General features: G+C 75.6%; 10 protein-coding genes. 3 read left to right on the forward strand and 7 right to left on the reverse strand.

What is annotated here, in order from left to right; genetic code table 11:
- Positions 1-26: 26 nt before the first annotated feature.
- From ACIP5K_RS03720 to ACIP5K_RS03730, 3 genes are all read left to right on the forward strand, one after another.
- On the forward strand, positions 27-515 hold the full coding sequence (locus tag ACIP5K_RS03720) for a YajQ family cyclic di-GMP-binding protein (protein WP_401404533.1): 489 nt from the start codon (positions 27-29) through the stop codon (positions 513-515).
- Positions 516-720: 205 nt separating this feature from the next.
- Positions 721-1,230 (forward strand): hypothetical protein, encoded by a 510-nt coding sequence (locus ACIP5K_RS03725; RefSeq protein ID WP_401404535.1) that lies wholly within the window; start codon positions 721-723, stop codon positions 1,228-1,230.
- Positions 1,227-3,395: a CHAT domain-containing protein gene (locus ACIP5K_RS03730; RefSeq protein WP_401404537.1), complete on the forward strand. Its 2,169-nt coding sequence runs from the start codon at positions 1,227-1,229 to the stop codon at positions 3,393-3,395. Before ACIP5K_RS03725 ends, ACIP5K_RS03730 begins: the two co-directional genes overlap by 4 nt.
- Here ACIP5K_RS03730 and ACIP5K_RS03735 read toward each other — a convergent pair.
- From ACIP5K_RS03735 to ACIP5K_RS03765, 7 genes are read right to left on the reverse strand one after another with little or no spacing between them, the layout of a single operon-like run.
- Positions 3,340-3,873 carry a tetratricopeptide repeat protein gene (locus tag ACIP5K_RS03735; RefSeq protein ID WP_401404539.1) on the reverse strand — a complete coding sequence of 178 codons (534 nt, stop codon included), beginning with the start codon at positions 3,871-3,873 and terminating at the stop codon, positions 3,340-3,342. The two genes, ACIP5K_RS03730 and ACIP5K_RS03735, sit on opposite strands and share 56 nt — an antisense overlap.
- Complete coding sequence (locus ACIP5K_RS03740) at positions 3,870-6,512, reverse strand: Hsp70 family protein (protein WP_401404541.1); 2,643 nt, start codon at positions 6,510-6,512, stop codon at positions 3,870-3,872. Before ACIP5K_RS03740 ends, ACIP5K_RS03735 begins: the two co-directional genes overlap by 4 nt.
- Positions 6,509-7,273, reverse strand: a complete 765-nt coding sequence (locus ACIP5K_RS03745; RefSeq protein WP_401404542.1) for a hypothetical protein — start codon at positions 7,271-7,273, stop codon at positions 6,509-6,511. Before ACIP5K_RS03745 ends, ACIP5K_RS03740 begins: the two co-directional genes overlap by 4 nt.
- Positions 7,257-7,697 (reverse strand): hypothetical protein, encoded by a 441-nt coding sequence (locus ACIP5K_RS03750; RefSeq protein ID WP_401404544.1) that lies wholly within the window; start codon positions 7,695-7,697, stop codon positions 7,257-7,259. Before ACIP5K_RS03750 ends, ACIP5K_RS03745 begins: the two co-directional genes overlap by 17 nt.
- Positions 7,694-12,931 carry a hypothetical protein gene (locus ACIP5K_RS03755; RefSeq protein ID WP_401404545.1) on the reverse strand — a complete coding sequence of 1,746 codons (5,238 nt, stop codon included), beginning with the start codon at positions 12,929-12,931 and terminating at the stop codon, positions 7,694-7,696. Before ACIP5K_RS03755 ends, ACIP5K_RS03750 begins: the two co-directional genes overlap by 4 nt.
- Before the next feature lie 3 nt (positions 12,932-12,934).
- Complete coding sequence (locus ACIP5K_RS03760; RefSeq protein WP_401404547.1) at positions 12,935-14,230, reverse strand: serine/threonine-protein kinase; 1,296 nt, start codon at positions 14,228-14,230, stop codon at positions 12,935-12,937.
- A complete protein-coding gene (locus ACIP5K_RS03765; RefSeq protein ID WP_401405264.1) occupies positions 14,217-17,207 on the reverse strand; it encodes an AAA family ATPase in 2,991 nt (996 codons plus the stop codon). Before ACIP5K_RS03765 ends, ACIP5K_RS03760 begins: the two co-directional genes overlap by 14 nt.
- Positions 17,208-17,257: the final 50 nt, after the last annotated feature.

The following is a 17,257-nucleotide window of genomic DNA, read 5'->3' on the forward strand; positions in this document are numbered from 1 at the left end:
ACCCCCGATACAAGGAGCCACAGGACATGGCCGACTCCAGTTTCGACATCGTCTCGAAGGTCGAGCGGCAGGAGGTCGACAACGCCCTCAACCAGGCCGCCAAGGAGATCTCGCAGCGCTACGACTTCAAGAACGTCGGCGCCTCCATCTCCTGGTCCGGCGAGAAGATCCTGATGGAGGCCAACTCCGAGGAGCGCGTCAACGCCATCCTCGACGTCTTCCAGACCAAGCTGATCAAGCGCGGCATCTCGCTGAAGGCGCTGGACGCCGGCGAGCCGCAGCTCTCCGGCAAGGAGTACAAGATCTTCGCCTCCATCGAGGAGGGCATCTCGCAGGAGAACGCCAAGAAGGTCGCGAAGATCATCCGCGATGAGGGCCCGAAGGGCGTCAAGGCGCAGGTGCAGGGCGAGGAGCTGCGGGTCAGCTCCAAGAGCCGTGACGACCTGCAATCCGTGCAGGCGCTCCTCAAGGGCAAGGACTTCGACTTCGCGTTGCAGTTCGTGAACTACCGGTAGCAGCCGCCGGTGGCGGACGCGGGGAGGGGCGGCACCCACCACGGGTGCCGCCCCTCCCTGTGTCCGCGCCCCTCCCGTCCGCGTCGACTTGCCTGGAAACAGGGGCGATCGGGGCGATGCGATGGTCTGCTGAGGGGCGTGGTGTCACGCTGGTGGCACCGCTGTTTTCCGCTGCCCGCCGGGCAGGGCTTGGAGGTAGGTAGGCATGAGCACAGGAGCGACCGGGTCCACCGGACCGGGCGGGGCGACGCTCGAACTGGAGCTGTACGCCCCCGATCCCACGCCGGCCGAACTGGCGGATCTCCAGGAGGCGCTGGCGGCCGCGGGGGCCGCCCGGGTCGAGCGGACCCTGCTGACCGCGCCGGAGTCCGACCAGCGCGTCGCCGAACTGGTGGAGGTGGCCACGCTGATCGTGGGCGGGGTCGGGAACGTCGTCGCCGTGGTGGAGACCGTGCGCCAGTGGATGGAGCGGCGGCGCGCGGCGACCGCGCTGCGGGTCGTGGCCTCGGCCGACGAGGAGGCGGTGCCGCGGGTGCGGGTGACGCTCGACGGGGACGTCCTCGAACTGGTGCACCCTTCGGAGCGGGCCACCGACGAGGCGATCGCCCGGTTCTACGACCGGCACCGCGCGGTCGGCGGCGCCGACGGCGCCGGCCCGTCCGGCAGCCCGTCCGGCGACCCGACCGGCGACCCGTCCCGCGGCCCCGCCCGATGATGACGACCCTCCAGGTGCGGGTCACCGAGGTGCGGCCCGGCCGCACCCAGTACTCGTACGAACTCCGCTCGGGGGACGGGTCGCTGGTCGGGCCGCTGGAGCAGGAGCACACCGTCTCGGTCAGCCAGGACCTGGTCAAGGGGCTCTGCAAGGAGATCGAGGCGGCCGTGAAGTGCGCCGATCCCGACGGCGCGGACGCGCTGCGGCAGGAGCTGGCCCGGCTGGGCGGACAGTTGTACGACGCCCTGTTCCCGCAGACCGGGCGGCTCGACCTCGTACGGCGGCTGCGGGAGGCCACCGGGCCGCTGCTGGTGCAGAGCAACGAGTCGCTCGTACCGTGGGAACTCCTGCACGACGAGAACGAGTTCCTCGGGCTCTCGCACGACATCGGGCGGCGGGCCAAGGTCGACAGCTTCGTGGTCGACGGGCGCGGCAGCGACCGGATCCGGCGGGCGCTCGTGGTCGGGGACACCCTCGGGGACCTGTCCGCCGCCCGCGAGGAGATCGCGCGGATCAGCGCCTGGCTGACCGGGCGGGGCGTGGAGTGCACCGTGCTGAGCGGCGCCCAGGCGAGCATGACGCGGGTCGTCGGCGAGCTGGCGGACAAGGCCCGCCCGTACGACCTGTTCCACTACTCGGGGCATGTGTCGGGCGAGCCGGACGCCGCCGGACTGCTGGTGCACGACCGGAAGTTCATCGGGCTCGACGCGCTCCAGCCGCTGGCCAGGCGCGGCGCCCCGCCCATCGTGTTCGTGAACGGGTGCACGACGGCGTCGTCCACCCTCGACGCGGGTTCGTTCGCGCTCGCCCAGGCCGCGAAGACGATGAACGCCTGCATGTCGTTCATGCTGATGGGCGCCAAGACCGTGGTCGGGACGCGGACCCCGGTGGGCGACGGGAGCGCGCTGAGGTTCGCGGAGGCCTTCTACCAGCAGCTCGGCGAGCAGGCGGCGGCCGGGGCCGCGGTGCGCGGTGCGCGGGCCGAGCTGGCCGAGGCCGGGGACGGGACCTGGGCGTCGTTCGTGCTGTACGGGGACCCGAGCGTGAAGATCACCGCGGCCGACGATCCGCCGGCGCCCCCACAGCCCTCCGGCGCCGCGCACGACCGGCTGCGCTACACGCCGCAGGCCCTCGAACTGCTGCGCAAGGCACGCCGGTTCGGGGCCATGCGGGGGATGATCACGTCGGTCGACCTGCTCACGGCGCTGCTCGACACGGACGAGGTGTGGGAGCGGGCCGTCGTGCGGATCGGGGCACGGCGGCTGCACAAGCTGACGGCACTGCTGGAGCAGGTGCAGAGCCACGCGCCCGCGAGCGACGCGAGCGGAGCCGGGAACGGGAACGGGGCGGGGAGCGGGGTCGGGGTCGGGAACGGGGTCACCGGCGAGGACTCGTCCGCCCGGAACGGCACGCAGCAGGACAGCACGCAGCGGAGCGGCACGCGGCGCGGCGGGCAGGAGCCGGACAGTCAAGAGCGGGGCGGCAAGGAGGGGGGCGGTAGGGAGCGGATCGCCTTCTCCGACACCATCGCCCGGGTCGTCGAGGGCGCCGACGCGGCGGCCGTCGCCGACGGGCGGGACACCGTCGGCGTCGACGACATCGCGGTGGCGTTCCTGGACACCGGCGGCGGCAACTGCGCCGAGCTGCTGCACGTGTGCGGGGTGCGGCCGGAGCGGCTGCTCTCCCCGACGCCGCCCGCCGCCGGGCGGACCGACGAGGAGGAGCGGCGGCTCGACCTGTCCGCGCTAGGGCCGGGCGCCGCCGCGGCGGTGCGCAGCGCGCGGCTGCTCGCGGCGACCGGCGAGAAGCGGATCAGTACGAGTCTGCTGTTGCAGGCGTTCGCGGTGGCCGGCAGCGAGGTGCTGCGCGGGGCCCTCGCCGACCAGGGCGACGAGGGCCTGGAGGCGTACCGGCGGATGGCCGGGCTCGGGCGGCCGCGGCCCAGTGAGTTCTACGGGCGCACCCGCGACAAGCTGGAGCGGCTGACGGCGCAGGCGGCGGAGACCGGCGCGCCCGTCGGCGAGGAGGCGCTGCTCCTCGAACTCCTCGCCGACGACGACTCCACGGCGCACAAGCTGCTGCACAAGCTGGGCGTGGAGCCGGAACTCCTCATTCAGGCACTGCGGGACGCGGCGGATCCGCAGGAGCGGCAGCAGTCCCAGTAGGACCGGCCCCGGACCCGGACCCGGAACCGGCCTCTGCTTCGGTTTCGGCCTCGGGTTCGGCTTCGGCAGGGGTGGCGGCGGCGGGCTCGGTGGTGGCGAGGAGTGCGAGGCCCGCGCGCGCCGTCCGGTCCTGCGGGCGGCGGGCCGCGGCCTGCTCCCACTGGCGGCGGGCCTCGGCCGTGTCCCCCAGCTCGTAGCAGGCCAGGCCGAGGGCGCTGCGGGCCTCCGCGTCGTGCGGGCACCAGTGCACGATCGCGGCGAACCGGTCGCGGGCCGCCGCGAAGTCGCCGACCCGGGCGGCCGCGAGACCGTCGTTGAACAGGCGTGCGGTGTGGGTGCCCAGCCGCACGTACGCGCGCAGGGGCGTGCCGCAGCGGCCGCAGCTCTCGGCCGCCGCGTCGTTGTGCGCGCGGCAGCGCGGGATCGGGCAGACGACCGCGACCGCCGGGGCGAGCGCCGGGCTCGCGGGCGCCGTCACTGGTGCCTCCCCTGGCCCGGGCCGCCGCCCTGGAGGAGGATCGGCACGCCGTGGTCGCTGCCGCCGTCGACGTCGATCAGCATGCGGGCGAGCTGGCGCAGCCGGGCGTTCATCCTGCTGATGTCGCGCAGCACGCCCTCGGGGTCGGCCGGGATCCTGGCCTCTTGCAGGCGCAGCTTGTGGTGGATGTCGGACAGCTCGCGCGACTCGACGGTGCGGCCGGTCCCCTCGGCCACCCGGATCAGCTCCTCGGTGGCCTTGAGGTCGGCCTGCAACTGGGCGCTCGCCCGCACAGCGGGCGGGATCTCGGCGGCCGTCCGCTCGCTGCGCAGCAGACCTTGCAGATAGCCGAAGACGCGCTGGAGCCGCTGGATGACCTCGCCGTACGCGCGCTGGTCGCCGGCCGCGTGCGCCTGCTCGCCGCGCAGCCGCTGCTGCTCGATGCCGGAGGCGATCTCGGGGGCGTCGAACGTCTTGCCCTCCGGCACGCCGTGCTCCACGAGGTGGGCGTGCAGACCCTGGCAGTCGGCGACGAGTTCGTCGAAGTCCCGCTTGGGCGGCTGGAGTTCGCCGCCGGAGCGGGAGACCGCGTCGGCGATCTGCTCCAGTTCGCGGAACTCGTGCACGGCGCCGGGCACGTCGCCGTCGCGCCGGGCCTCCTCGAAGGCGCGCTCGGCCATGGCCCACTGCGCCTTCGCCGTGTTCTGCGGGCCGGCGGCGAGGTAGCCGAGGTTCTCCTCGAACCGCTGCCGGAGCGCCGCGATCTCCGCCTCGCCGGGCATCTCGCGCTCGACGGGCAGCTCGATGGGGACGTCGAAGGAGATCTCGCCGATGGAGCCGCGGACGGCGATCGCGGCGTTCTCGTACATGGCGACGTTGAGGTGGATCGCCGTGCCGCGCGGGGTCGACGAGGGGACGAGGACGGTGATCACCTGGATGGGCACGCTCTGCTGGAAGAGCCGCAGTTCGACGCGTTCCTTGCCCGGGTGGGCGAACTCGAACGGCCGCTCGTACGGGAGCTGTTGCATCGCCGGTACGAGTTCTTCGCGGCCGGTGCGGCCGTCGCCGTAGTCGACCTCCATGAGGACGGCCTTGGCGGTGATCGCGGCGCCGCCGGTGCCGCCGGTGGGGCGCTGTTCGCCGGAGGTGTGGGCGAGCTGGCGGCCGGCGGTGGCCCGCAGGTCGCCGTAGGCGTCGTAGACCTCGAAGGTGAGGCTCGATTCGGCGTCGGGCTGGACGGGGACGTCGCGGAAGGCGAAGGCGCCCTCGGCGGACAGGTCGGTCTGGTCCTCGAACCCGGCAGTGGTGAGCCGGACCTGGCCGTCGGTGAGGTCGAGGCCGTCCGTCAGGGCCTTCACGGTGCCGCCGACGGAGGTGGTGGCGCGGCCGGTGGTGGCGGTGCCGTGGAAGGAGACGCGGACGGTGCGCCCGGCGTCGTAGACGGACAGCCCGCCGACGGCTGCCGCGCGGACGGCGGCGCCGAGGGCGACGACGGTGTCCACCTGCTCGTACACCGGCCCGGCGCAGGCCGCCCGGGTGCGGCGCGGGGAGTCGGGCGCGGGGGTGCCGCACAGTTCGTCGGTGACCATCTGGCGCACCAGCGGCATGTGGGTGGAGCCGCCCGCGAGGATGATGTGGTCGACGTCGGCGAGGGTGATGCCGGCGCGGTCCGCCGCGCGGGCGATCGCCTCGTCGCAGTAGGTGAAGGTGCGCTCGATGAACGGGCGGGCCACCGCGTCGAGTTCGGCCCGCTCCAGGAGCGTCTCGATGACGACGGGCTCGCCCTGCTGGTCGGTGAGGCGGCCGGTGTCGCGCAGGATGTAGTCGGTGCGCTCGGACAGGGCCTTCTTGGCGCCCTCGGCGAGGATCTTCAGCTGGCTGAAGCGCAGCGCGTCCTCGGGGTCCTTCTCGGGGGCGAGGTCGAGCGCGTAGCCGTCGGCCTGGAGCATCTTCTGCAGATGGCGGGCCATGGCGGCGTCGATGTCGTCGCCGCCGAGGCGGTTGTTGCCGCTGATGCCCAGGACCTCGAAGGTGCCGGCGGTGCAGCGCAGGACGCTGACGTCGAAGGTGCCGCCGCCCAGGTCGTAGACGAGGAACGTGCCGTTCTGCGTCGCGGTGCGCCAGCAGTAGTGGCTGGCGGCCGCCGTCGGCTCGTGGAGCAGGCCGAGGACCTCCAGGCCCGCCTGTTCGGCCGCCTCGCGCGTGGCGTCGATCTGGGGCTGGTCGAAGTAGGCCGGGACGGTGACGACGGCCCGGTCCACGATCCAGCGCACGCCCTCGGTGTCGAACGCCGCGACGTCGTCCTCGATCTGCCGCTTCATCTCGGCCAGGATCGCCGCCGACACCTGCTGAGGGGTGCGCCGCTCGCCGCCGAGGTCCACCGTCGTCCGCGTCCCCATCAGGCGCTTCACCGAGGTGACCGGCTCGGGGGTGCTGCCCTTGCGGGCGAACGCCTTGCGTCCCACGACCGGTTCGCCGCCCGCCGGGGAGCGCCACACGCAGCTGGGCGTCGTGGACGACTTCGTGACGGGGTCGCGGTGGATGACGATGTCGCCGTCGGCGGGGTCCATCACCGCGACGGCGCTGTTGGTCGTGCCGAGGTCGATCCCGACGGCTTTGCTCACGATCTGCTGCGTCATGCGTCGTCATCCGTTTCGGAGGGCTTGGCCAGGGTGGCGGGTGCGCGGGGATCGGGCGGGGCGGGGGCGGGGGCGGTGTCCGGGGCGGGGGCGGGGGCCGTGTTCAGTGCTGGGGCGGGTGCCGGGTTCGGGGCTGGGGCGGGAGCCGTTTTCGGGGCTGGGGCGGGGGCCGGGTCGGCGGCGGGGGTTTCGGTCGGGGTCGGTGCCGGGTCGGCGGCGGGGGTTTCGGTGGAGGGCTCAGGGGAGCCCATGAAGACGCGGGCCAGGCGGACCACGGCGCCGTGGTGGAAGACGGCCGGGTCGTCGGTCTGGGCCACCGATTCGACGGTGAACTGGGGTCCGTAGCGCCAGCCCACCGGATCGGTCCAGTCGGCGACCTCGTCGGCGGGCAGGCCCAGCGGGTCGCGGACCTCGACGCCGTCGTCGCGCAGGGTCTGCAACATCTGTTCCTTGAGGATGCGCAGCCTGCGGTGCAGCCGGGCCTGACCGCTGTCGGCCAGGGCCTGCTCTCCGGCGGCGATGAGCTGGTCGAGCCGGCCCACCAGGGTGGCCAGTTCGAAGACGGTGTCGCGGGCGCCGGACGCGGCCCGCGCCGCCTCCCCGCGCACCGCGCTCAGGTCCTCGTGGCGGCGTTGCAGCACCCCCGCGAGTTCGGCCTGCGGGGACACCGCCTCGTCGCCGCCCGAGGGCATCGCGCGCTCGGTGAACTCCCCCCAGTCCAGGGCGCAGTCCAGGGCGGTGCGGTCAGCCGAAGAGGACATCGCGGGCCTCCAGTTCACTGCCCGGGGCGTCGGCCGCCGGGCGCTCCAGGGCGGCCCGGGCCGCGTCGGGCACGGGCCGGTGCAGTTCCCGTACGACCCTGCGCACCGCCGAGGGCAGGTCGAAGGCGTCGGGCGTGAGGCGGTGGCCGCGCAGGTCGGCCGGGTTCGCCCGGTGGCGCCGCGCGAACGCGTCCCAGGAGCGATCCCGGTATCCCGTGCCCGGCGGCTCGGTCAGCGCGTGCCGCTGCCGGGTGCGCGGATGCCCGATCAGCTCGCGCATCGCCCAGTCGTACAGGGCGCGTTCGCGTTCGCCGGCGGCCGTGCGGATACCGTCCTCGGCCCGCTCGACGATGCTCTGTTCGTCGGCGTCGGAGGGCAGGGCGAGGACGTGGAAGGGGTTGGGTCTGCGGTCTGCCGTGCTCATCTCAGGAATCTCCTGATCATCTCCTCCGCGCGGGTCAGGTTCTCCCCGGCGGTCGTGTTGGCGGGGTGGAGGTCCAGGGCCTCGCGCAGCAGCGGCTTCGCGGCGACCAGGCCGAGCAGTGCGTCGGGGTCGCCGTCCGCCGCCGCGTTGGCGGCGTTGATGAAGACGACCGCGCGGTTGTTGAGCAGCGCGGACAGCGCCTGGTTCGTGTCCGGTACGAGCTTGGGATCGTCGGTCACCTCGGGGGCGAGGACGAGGACCTCGCGCAGGCAGCGCTCGGCGCTGTCGAAGTGGCGCTCCCGGAGTTCGCGCTTCCCCATGCCGTAGAGGGCGTTGACCCGCAGTTGGACATGGGTGCCGTGGTTGTCCTCGGTGTCGGGGATGCTGCCGAGCAGGGCCAGCGCCTCCTCGTAGCGGGCCGCGTCGTTGTGCTCCCGTACGGGGACGAACACGAGGTCCGCGCGGCGCGACGCGAGGAACCGGCCCACCTCCTGGTTGGCCGGGTCCCACTCCTCGGCCTGCTCCAGGAAGCGGACCGCCTCCGCGTTGCGTCCGTTGAGCAGGCCGCGCTCCAGGAAGTGGAAGCCGAGCACCTGGTTCTCCTTGAGGTGCGGGCGGCGCGGGGTGGCCAGTGCGGCGAGCTGCTCCGCGTACGGGATCGCCCTGGCCAGGACCGCGCGGACGGCCTCCCAGTCGCTGAGCCGGTACAGGCCGAACTGCCACTGGTTGTGCCAGTCCAGGGCGGCGCAGAGCACGGGCACCGGTGCGAAGCCGTGCTGGATCGCGGTGTCGAGGAGCGTGATGCCCGCTTCGTAGTCGCGGTCGACGCCGACGGGCAGTCCCTCGACGGCGGCCGGGTCGTCGACCCGCTCGGTCGCCGTGCGCACCAGGTCGGCGGCCCAGTCGTCGAGCAGGCGGCCCGCGCGTGTGGCCGCCGCGTCGAACAGGTCCGGGTCCACTCCGTCGGGCACCGCCCGTGCGAGCGGCCCGCCGGCCAGGAGCGCCCGGGTGGCCTGCGGGCCTTTGCGTACGGCTCTCAGGACGCGCAGGTGGGCGGCGAGGTCGGTCGGGCGGCCGGCGTCCAGGGCGCGGGCGCCGTGCAGCCGGTGCAGGCCGAGGAGTTCGTCGGTGAGGTCGCGGCGCAGGTCGGTGGCGGCTGTTTCGTCGCTCACGCGCGCGTGCGTCCAGAACGCCGGGTGGGCGAGGAGGAGCGCCCACAGGGCGGTGGCGGCGGTCAGTTCGGGGCCGGGGACGCCGGTGCGGGCCAGGGCGGCCAGCGCCTCTTCCCGGTGGAGCACGGCGAGGGTGTGCGGCAGGGCGAGGTCGTCGGGGTCGCCGATGTCGAGCAGGGCGGCCAGTTCGCGCAGTATGGCGGTCGGGTCGTCGCGCTCCAGGGCGCGCCAGAGCGCCGGGTAGGGCTCCGCCGCGTCCTCGATGGCGCGATACCGGCCGCGCCGCTCGAAGTCCGGGACGGCGTCCGGGAACAGCGCGGCGAGCAGGGCGTCCATCCGGCCGTCGCGCACCAGGTCCGTCACGCGCTGGTGGACCGGGTGGTCGGCGGGGAGGTGCCGTGCCGCCTGGTGCAGCAGGTCGACGGCGGCCACCGGGTCCCCCGCCTCGTGCACGGTCACCGCGCGGTGGCACAGATAGGCGCCGTACTGCTCGCGTTCGGGGCCCTGCGGAGCGGCTCCCGCGAGGATGCGCTGCCAGAGGTCGTCGGCGGTGACGTGATCACCGAGGGCCACCGCGCAGTGGGCGAGGGTGTGCAGGGTGGGGGTGGTCGTGGGGGTGGTCGTGGGTGGGGTGGCGGGTGTTATCGCGGGTGGGGTGGCGGTCCGGGGGCCGGGTGAGGTGGCGGACTTGATCGCCGCTGGACCGGGGGTCCCGGGCGGGGGTGAAGTGGCGGACCCGGGCGCGGGTGAGGTGGCGACCCCGGGCCCGGGTGAAGTGGCGGACCCGGCCCCCGCTGGACCGGCAGACCCGGGCGGGGATGAAGTGGCGGACCCGGCCGCCGCTGGACCGGCGGGCCCAGTCCCGAGTGAGGTGGCGGGCCCGGCCCCCACTGGACCGGCAGACCCCGTCCCGAGCGATGCAGCGGACCCGGCCGCCCCTGAACCGGCGGGCCCGGTCCCAGGTACATCGGTGCCCCTCGTCGCGGGTGAGGTGGCGGGCCCGGCCCCCGGCGGGGTGGCGCGACTGGTCCCCGGTGGGGTGGTGAACCCGGTCGCCGGTGAGCCGGAGACTCCGGCCACCGGCGATCCGCCCGCCCCGGTCACCGGCGATCCGGCCGCACCGGTCACCGATGATCCCGCCGCCCCGGTCACCGATGAGACACCGCCCCCGGTCGCCGGCGAGCCCCCCGGACTGGCCGACGACAGAGTAGCGGCGGCCGAGTGCCCGACTGCTCCCGCGCTGTCGTCGCCCGCGAGCAGGGCGGCGGCCTGGGCGCGGACGATGCCGGTGAGGGCGTCGGCGCGGGCGTCGCGGCGCTTGGCGCGGGCGACCCGGGCGCACAGGGCGGGCACCACGGCGCCGAGGTCGAGGAGCCCCGCGAAGTCGCGCGGGTCGTGGTCGGCGAGGCCCTGCGTGAGGACGGTCGCGGCGCCCGCCAGGTCGGCGTCGGCGAGCGCGGCGGCCCGCGCGGTCAGCAGCGGCGCCGCGAGCCCGGGCAGCCCGTCGGCGGAGGGCAGCCCGCGATCGGATCCGCCCTCCAGGACGTGCGCCAGGAACTCGGCGGCCTGCCGCGCCGGACCGTCCTGCACGACCCCCGCGGGCCGCGTGTCGGGGCCGTCGGGAACCGCGTCCGGGGCCCGGGCCGCACCCGGCGCGGCGGCGCCCGCGGTCCGCCCGGCAGCGCGCTGGGCCCGCAGCACCCGTACCGCCGCCTCGCGCCCCTCGGCGCCCAGCGCGTCCGCCGCCGCCGTCAGCACCGCCAGCGGGTCGCCCCAGGCCGGCTCCGCGGGCAGCCCGTGGCGGCGGCGCAACTCGGCCAGCAGCACGCCCGGTTCGGCATCGACGTCGACTTCGGCATCGACTTGGGCATCGGCATCGGCATCGGGGACCGGATCCGGGCCCGGGCCTGGGCCCGGAGCGAGCGCGCAGGCGCGGGCCAGCGCGGCCGCCAGACCCGGCGCCTCGTCCCGGGGCGTCCACTCGGCCAGCGCCTCGACGAGCACCGGTTCGACGCGCTCCGGCTCGGCCAGCAGCTGGGCGAGCCCCAGCAGGCGCGCGAACGGCGGCCGGTGCCGCACCGCCCGCCACGGGGAACGCCCCCGGCCGGGATCCAGCGCCCGCCCGGCGAGCAGCCGTGCGGCCCGGCCCAGCTCATGGGCCTGCGGCGGCACGGGCGGCACCGCGTCCTGGCCGGTGAGCGCGGCGTCGGTGAGCCGGGCGGCGGCCCGCTCGGCCTCCTGCCGGGCCGCGTCGGCCGCGCCGGTCGCCCACCGTGCGGCCGCCCGGTGCAGCCCGATGAGCCCCAGCTCGTAGCGGGCGCGCGGCATGTGCCGTACGGCGTCGCCCAGCAGCCGCTGCTCCGCCGCGAGGGTGTCGCCCAGGAGGATCTCCGCGCGGGCCCGCAGCAGTTCGGCGGCCCGGCCGACGGCGCCCTCCAGCAGGGAGTGCACCGCCGCCGGGTTGCCCGCGCCCAGTTCGGCCGCGGCGCGGATCTGGGCGGCCCGGTCGCGGCCGAGGGCGTGTGCCTCGACGAGCAGCCGCACGGCGCGGTGCGGGTCGGCGGGCTGTGCCGCGACGCCTTCCCACAGCCGCTGTTCGGCCCGGGGCAGCCGGTGGAAGAGGGGCAGCCGCAGGAGCCGGTCCGCTTCGTGCGGGCGCCCGCGCCCCAGCTCGGCGGCGAGCATCGTGCGCAGCGCTTCGATGCGGTGCGGCAGGGTGCATCCGGTGAGGTCGAGCCGGTCCCAGCCGGGCAGGTCCGCGGCGGGCCGCCGTCCCTGCGCCATCCGCAGCCGGGCGTGCACGACGGGCGCCAGGGCTCCCGCCCCGGCGGCGAGCCGCTCGCGCGTGTCGGCCGGGACGGCACGGTCGGGGTCGGCGTCGAGCAGCAGGCAGAACAGCGGCCAGGAGATGCCCGTGTCGGTGGCGGCGAGGGCGGTGAGGGTGTCGGCGGCCTCCCGGCGGCGGCCGTCGAGGAGCCGGGCCCACGCCGCGTGGTAGGCGAGGTCGGCCCGGTGCGGCTGGGCCGCGGCGACCGCCGCCAGCGCCTCCCCCGCCGGTCGTGCGCGCCCTTCGAGCAACTGGCGCCGGCCCAGCGCGTACCGCACCCAGGGCGCCGTGTCCGGGCCCTCCTCGATCTCGGCGAGCCGCGCCGCGTCGAGCGGCTGCTGCGCGGCGTCCGTCACCAGGGTGTCGTCGTCCAGCCAGGCCAGCGTGCGGCACAGGTCGACGATCTGCCAGACCCGGGCGGTCAGCCCGGTCTCGCGGCCCGCGAGCGCCTCTCGCGCCTGAAGGTGCCGGCCCGCCTGGAGATGGGCGGCGACGAGACCGTGCACCGCCACCGGGTCGGCGGGGGCCGCACGGCAGGCGGCCTCGAAGTGCCGGACGGCGTCGGCCGGGCGGCCGTGCAGCAGGAGCGCCGCGAAGCCGAGCGCCCGGTCGGTGAGGAGGGCGCCGGGCCGCGCCGTGGACAGGCGCGCGGCCAGCGCGGCGGCCCGCTCCACGCGCGCGACGGGCGCGTCGAAGTCCGTGGCGAGCAACCGCTGTACGTGGTCCAGGACGGTGCCCGACGGTGTGTGCCGGCCGAGCAGGTCGGCGTAGACGTCGAGCGCCGCGTCGCTGTCCGCGCCCGCCTCGACGAGGGCCCGGGCCGCGCCGTCGCGCGCCTCCTCGTCCCCCTGCGGGGCCCGGTAGAGGCGTGTGAGCAGGGCGGTGCCCCAGGTGCGGTCGTCGGGGGTGCCGCGGCGCAGGACCGCGCGGGCCAGCGGGATCCACGACCGGTGCAGCGCGATGTGGCCCTGCCGGGCCATCAGCTCGCCGAGAGCGGCGAGGCGCCCCAGGTCGTCGGGGGCGAGCAGCGGGCCGAACCGGTCGTCCAGGAAGGAGTCCTGGAACGACGGCCACAGCGTCGCCGTCTGCTCCGGCCGCTCCTCGAAGCTCTTGAGGACCTCGCGCAGCCGGGCGAGCGCGCCGTCCTGGTCGGTCTCCTTCAGGGCGGTGGCCCACGCGTTCTCCACCCGCCCCGGGAAGGACAGGGACTTGCGGAACGACCACTCCGGCTCCATGGCTCAGCCCCCGTCCCGCGCGAGCCGTGCGAAGTGCCCGGCCTGGAACTTGTTGCCCGCCGCGCGGAACGCCGCTTCCGCACGGCGTGCGAGCAGCTCGCGGCTCAGGCCGTCCGGGGGCCGTGCCCCCGCGCGTACGGACTCGTGGGCCTGTGCCCACTGGGTGGCCGCCGCGGCGTGCTCGCCCAACGCGTCGTGCGCGCGTGCCAGTTCGACCAGGAGCGCGGGCAGCAGCGCGCGCGGGGTGCCGCCCCGGCCGATCACCCGCCGCAGCAGGTCGACGGCCTCGGCGGGCCGGCCCTCGCGCACCGCGTGCCGGGCCGCCGTCAGCTCGGCCGGTCCGCGCGCCGGGGCGGTGGGGGCGCCTGCGGCCCGGCCGCCGCGTCCCGGGCCGGGCAGGGCGTCCAGGGCGGCGATGACCTCGTCGGCGGTGCGGAAGCGGTCCTCGGGCCGCAGTTCCAGGCAGCGCATGACGATCTCGTCCAGCTCGGGCGGGACCGCCGCCTCCACGGACGAGGGGCGCACGGGCGGCGCCGCGCGCTTGGCCTCCACCAGCCACTGCGCCAGCGCCCGGTCCGGCAGGTCGAGGGGGGCGGCCAGATGGGCGTACGGCGGGCGTCCGGTCAGTCCCTCGTAGAGCAGCAGGCCGAGCGAGTACAGGTCGGACGCGGGCAGCCCGGCGCCGCCCGCGGTCTCCGGCGCCATGTACCGGGTGGTACCGGCGACGCCGTCGGCCTGGCCGGTGGCGCGCATCCGGGCGGCGAGTCCGAAGTCGATGAGGCGGACGGCGCGGTCCTGCCCGAGCAGGACGTTGTCCGGCTTGAGGTCGCGGTGCAGCAGGGGTGGCAGCAGGCAGTGCAGCCCGCGCAGGGCGACGGCGATCTGTCGCGCCCACTTGACCATCAGGCGCGGCGGCACCCGCTCCATGCGGGCGAACTCGGCGGCGAGGGTGCCTCCTTGGACGTACTCCATGACGAGGTAGGCGCGGCCGCCCAGGTCGTGGGCGAGGCCCGCGTCGTAGACGTGGACGAGGTGGCGGCGGGCCTCCAGGTCGGTCATGGTGCCCATGACGTCGGCGAGGACGAGGACGTCGGCGAAGAGTTCGCCCGCGGTGCGCTCGGTCAGGCCGGGGCGCCGGGACACCTTGCAGGCGACGGGGCGCACGGCACGGCCCAGTACGTACTGGTCGCTGCGGAACACCGCGCCGAATCCGCCGCCGCCGATCCACTCGCGCAGCAGATACCGGCCGTCGATCACCCGGCCGAGGAACTCCCGCAGGTCGGTGTCAGGCACGCTCATGCGACGCCTCCCCGGCCGTGGCCCGCGCGGGCGGACCCGCCGGGTCGGGCCCGTCGGACCCGTCCCGCGGCGGGGGCGGCTCCGCCCGGGCGTCCGTCGGGCCGGCGGTCGGCGCCTCCTGTCCCGGCGTGCCCGGCGGCGGCGGTACGAGCGTGACCCGCGTGCGCCGGACCACGGGCTCCGCGAAGGGGTCCTCCCACGCGGGGGCGGGCGCGCAGGTCACCTCGATGCGCGCGGCCTCGCGGAACTCCGCGGGCCGCTCCTCGCGCGTGGCGAGCACCGGGGTGTCCACCAGGTCGGTCAGCAGGGTGTTCATGATGCGGCCGCCCTCCCTGCCGTGGGCGGCGAGGTCCTGCTCATGGCCCAGCCCGGCCGCGTACCGCAGCAGTTCGTCCGAGACCGCGAGGTCCTTCTCCAGCCGCTCGCGCCAGTGCGCGCGGCGCCGCTCGACGATGAGCCGTCCGATGGCGTACATCGCCTCCTGGGTGAGCGGGCGGAAGACGACGACACGGTCGATGCGGGCCAGGAACTCCGGGGTGAAGACGGTCTCGCCCTGCCGGTGGCGGAGGGTGGCCAGGCGCTCGGCGACGGCCGTGGCGATCTCGCGGTCGCCGCGGTGCGGGGCGTCGTGGGAGATCAGTTCGTGTCCCGCGTTCGTCGTCAGGACGAAGATCGCGCGGTCGGCGTGGGCCTTCACCCCGCGCTGGTCGGTGATCCAGCCCTCGTCGAAGAGGTTGAGGAACGGGCGCAGCACCTCGGGGTGGGCCTTCTCGACCTCGTCGAGGAGGAAGACGCAGTACGGGTCGGCGTTCAGCTCGTTGATCAGGCGGCCGCCACGGTCGTGGCCGTGGTAGCCGACCGGGGAGCCGATGAGGCCCGCGACGCTGTGCGGCTCCGTGAAGTTGCCCATCGAGTACGTCTGGAGCCGCTTGGACGCCGAGTACAGGCCGGCCAGGGCCTTGGCCAGCTCGGTCTTGCCGACGCCGGTGAGCCCGGCGAACAGCAGGACGGCGGCGGGGCCCGAACCGGCGTCCGCGAGGCCCGCCTTGATCCGCCGCAGCTGGTCGGAGACGACGCGCACGGCCGTCTCCTGGCCGACGACGCGGGCGCCGAGCGCCGTCTCGTAGTCGACGCGGGTGTCGTCGCCGGAGGCGGCGCCGGCGAGCTGGCCGCGCGGGACGCCCGACACCTCGGCCACCACGTCGATCACTTCGTCGTACGTCACCGTGGCGCGCGGGTCGTCGAGCTGGTCGCGCGCGTAGTGCAGGTCCTCGCAGGCGCGGCGCAGCACGCGCGCGGCCGACTGGGGCAGCTTGCGGTGGGCGATGAACTCGCCGGCCAGGACGACGGCCCGGTCGACGGCGCGGTCCTCCACCTGGACGCCGAACTCCTCGGCGAGCGAGTCGGCCGTCTGCCGCACCATGTCGCGGGCGCTGTCGCGGTCGGGCTCGCTCATGTCGACGCGGCTGGTCAGGTCGCGCAGTTCGTGGTCGGCGGCGAGCAGGTCCTCGTGGTCGGTCGGGGAGAGCACGCCGACCAGGTGCAGGCGGCGCTCGGCGAGGGCGCGGCGCAGCTCCAGGACGTGGGTGGTGCCGCGCGGGCCGCGCAGCAGCGGGCCGAGTCCGTCCACGCAGACCACCAGGTCGGTGCGGCCCTCGACCTGGCTGATGAGTCCGGCCAGTTGGGCGGCGCTCTCCTCCTCCGCGACATCCCGGCAGTCGACGCGCAGGAACCTCTTGCGGCGCAGGAAGGGGATCTCGCCGGCCGCCGCGCGCCGGGCCAGCTCCCGCAGCAGGGTGGTGGTGCCGACGCCGGGCAGGCCGGTGATCAGCACGTGGTTGCTGTCCGAGCGGTGCAGGGCGCGGCAGAGCGGGTCGAAGTAGCGGTCGAGGTGGCGGGCGGGCTTCTCGTCGGGCGCCTGCCAGGTGAGGTCCTCGGCGGGGGGCAGGAAGGCGGGCAGTTTGTAGGCCGGCTCGCGCGGGGTGGCGGTGCGGCGCGCCCGCAGGTTCTCCGCGAGGTGGGCGCGCAGGCGGTCGAGGTCGAGGCGGAGCGGCTCGGCGGAGAGGACGACGGCGAGGCGCTGGGGCGGGTCGTCGAGGAGGGCGGCCAGCAGGTGCGGGGTGTCGATCCGCTCGGCGTCCCAGAGGGCGGCGGCGCGGCGGGCCGCGGCGAGCAGGGCGACCAGGGCGTCGGTGCAGTCGTCGCGGTGCAGGCGGGGCGGGTCGGGGCGGGCCAGGTCGGAGAGGCGGAACGCGGCGGAGATCAGCTCGACGGCCTTCACCAGGCCGATCTGGGGCGGGAGCTGGAGCCGCAGTAAGCGCTCCGCGAGGCCCTCGGTCTCGGCGAGCAGGGCGAGCAGGCAGTGCGGGGGCAGGAGCCGGTCGTAGCCGAGGGCGGCGGCGCGCTCCGCCGCCTGTTCGAGGACGGTCCAGGCGTCGGCGGTGAACCCTTCGGAGCGCAGTCGGCCGGATCCCTCGTCGAACACGTCGTGCGGCGCCTCGGCGTGGACCCGCACCCGGCGGCGTAACGCCTCGGCGGCGCGGGCCAGGTCGAGGACGCCGCCGAGGAAGGCCCGGTCCTGCTCCTCGGGGTGGGCGAGCACGCAGGAGAGGAGCAGGTCGAGGACCGCGGCTCCTTCGACGCCGGGCCCCTCCGCGGACGCGGCGCGCGTGAACGCGTCGAAGGCGGCGCGCAGTTCGGGTGCCACCCGCTCCGGGGAGCCGTCGAACTCGTAGGCCGTGCCCGGGGGGTTGTAGACGTCGATGGCCTCCAGGAGGTGGCCCGGTGCCGCTCCGTCGACGAGCGCGACGTCCAGGGCGGCCAGCAGGGCGGCGTCGCGGCCGGTCAGGGCCGCGTGCACCACGTCGCTGGGGCGCAGCTGCCGGCCGGCCCGCTGGGCGGCGGCGGTCAGGACCGCGGCGGTCCGCCGGTCCCCGCACGCCTGTGGGTCGAGCACTCCGTCCGTGAAGAAATCCATACGCGTCACGCGGGGCTCCCCTGGCTCGGGCCCCACGCTTCCCCCTCCCC

Origin of the sequence: Streptomyces sp. NPDC088785, from assembly GCF_044750685.1 — a bacterium.
GTDB lineage: Bacteria > Actinomycetota > Actinomycetes > Streptomycetales > Streptomycetaceae > Streptomyces.

Coding starts and splice junctions, on each gene's coding strand:
- ACIP5K_RS03730 (WP_401404537.1), top strand. CDS start 1,227: ATGATGACGACCCTCCAGGTGCGGGTCACCGAGGTGCGGCCCGGCCGC.
- ACIP5K_RS03725 (WP_401404535.1), top strand. CDS start 721: ATGAGCACAGGAGCGACCGGGTCCACCGGACCGGGCGGGGCGACGCTC.
- ACIP5K_RS03720 (WP_401404533.1), top strand. CDS start 27: ATGGCCGACTCCAGTTTCGACATCGTCTCGAAGGTCGAGCGGCAGGAG.
- ACIP5K_RS03755 (WP_401404545.1), bottom strand. CDS start 12,931: ATGGAGCCGGAGTGGTCGTTCCGCAAGTCCCTGTCCTTCCCGGGGCGG.
- ACIP5K_RS03740 (WP_401404541.1), bottom strand. CDS start 6,512: ATGACGCAGCAGATCGTGAGCAAAGCCGTCGGGATCGACCTCGGCACG.
- ACIP5K_RS03750 (WP_401404544.1), bottom strand. CDS start 7,697: ATGAGCACGGCAGACCGCAGACCCAACCCCTTCCACGTCCTCGCCCTG.
- ACIP5K_RS03765 (WP_401405264.1), bottom strand. CDS start 17,207: ATGGATTTCTTCACGGACGGAGTGCTCGACCCACAGGCGTGCGGGGAC.
- ACIP5K_RS03760 (WP_401404547.1), bottom strand. CDS start 14,230: ATGAGCGTGCCTGACACCGACCTGCGGGAGTTCCTCGGCCGGGTGATC.
- ACIP5K_RS03745 (WP_401404542.1), bottom strand. CDS start 7,273: ATGTCCTCTTCGGCTGACCGCACCGCCCTGGACTGCGCCCTGGACTGG.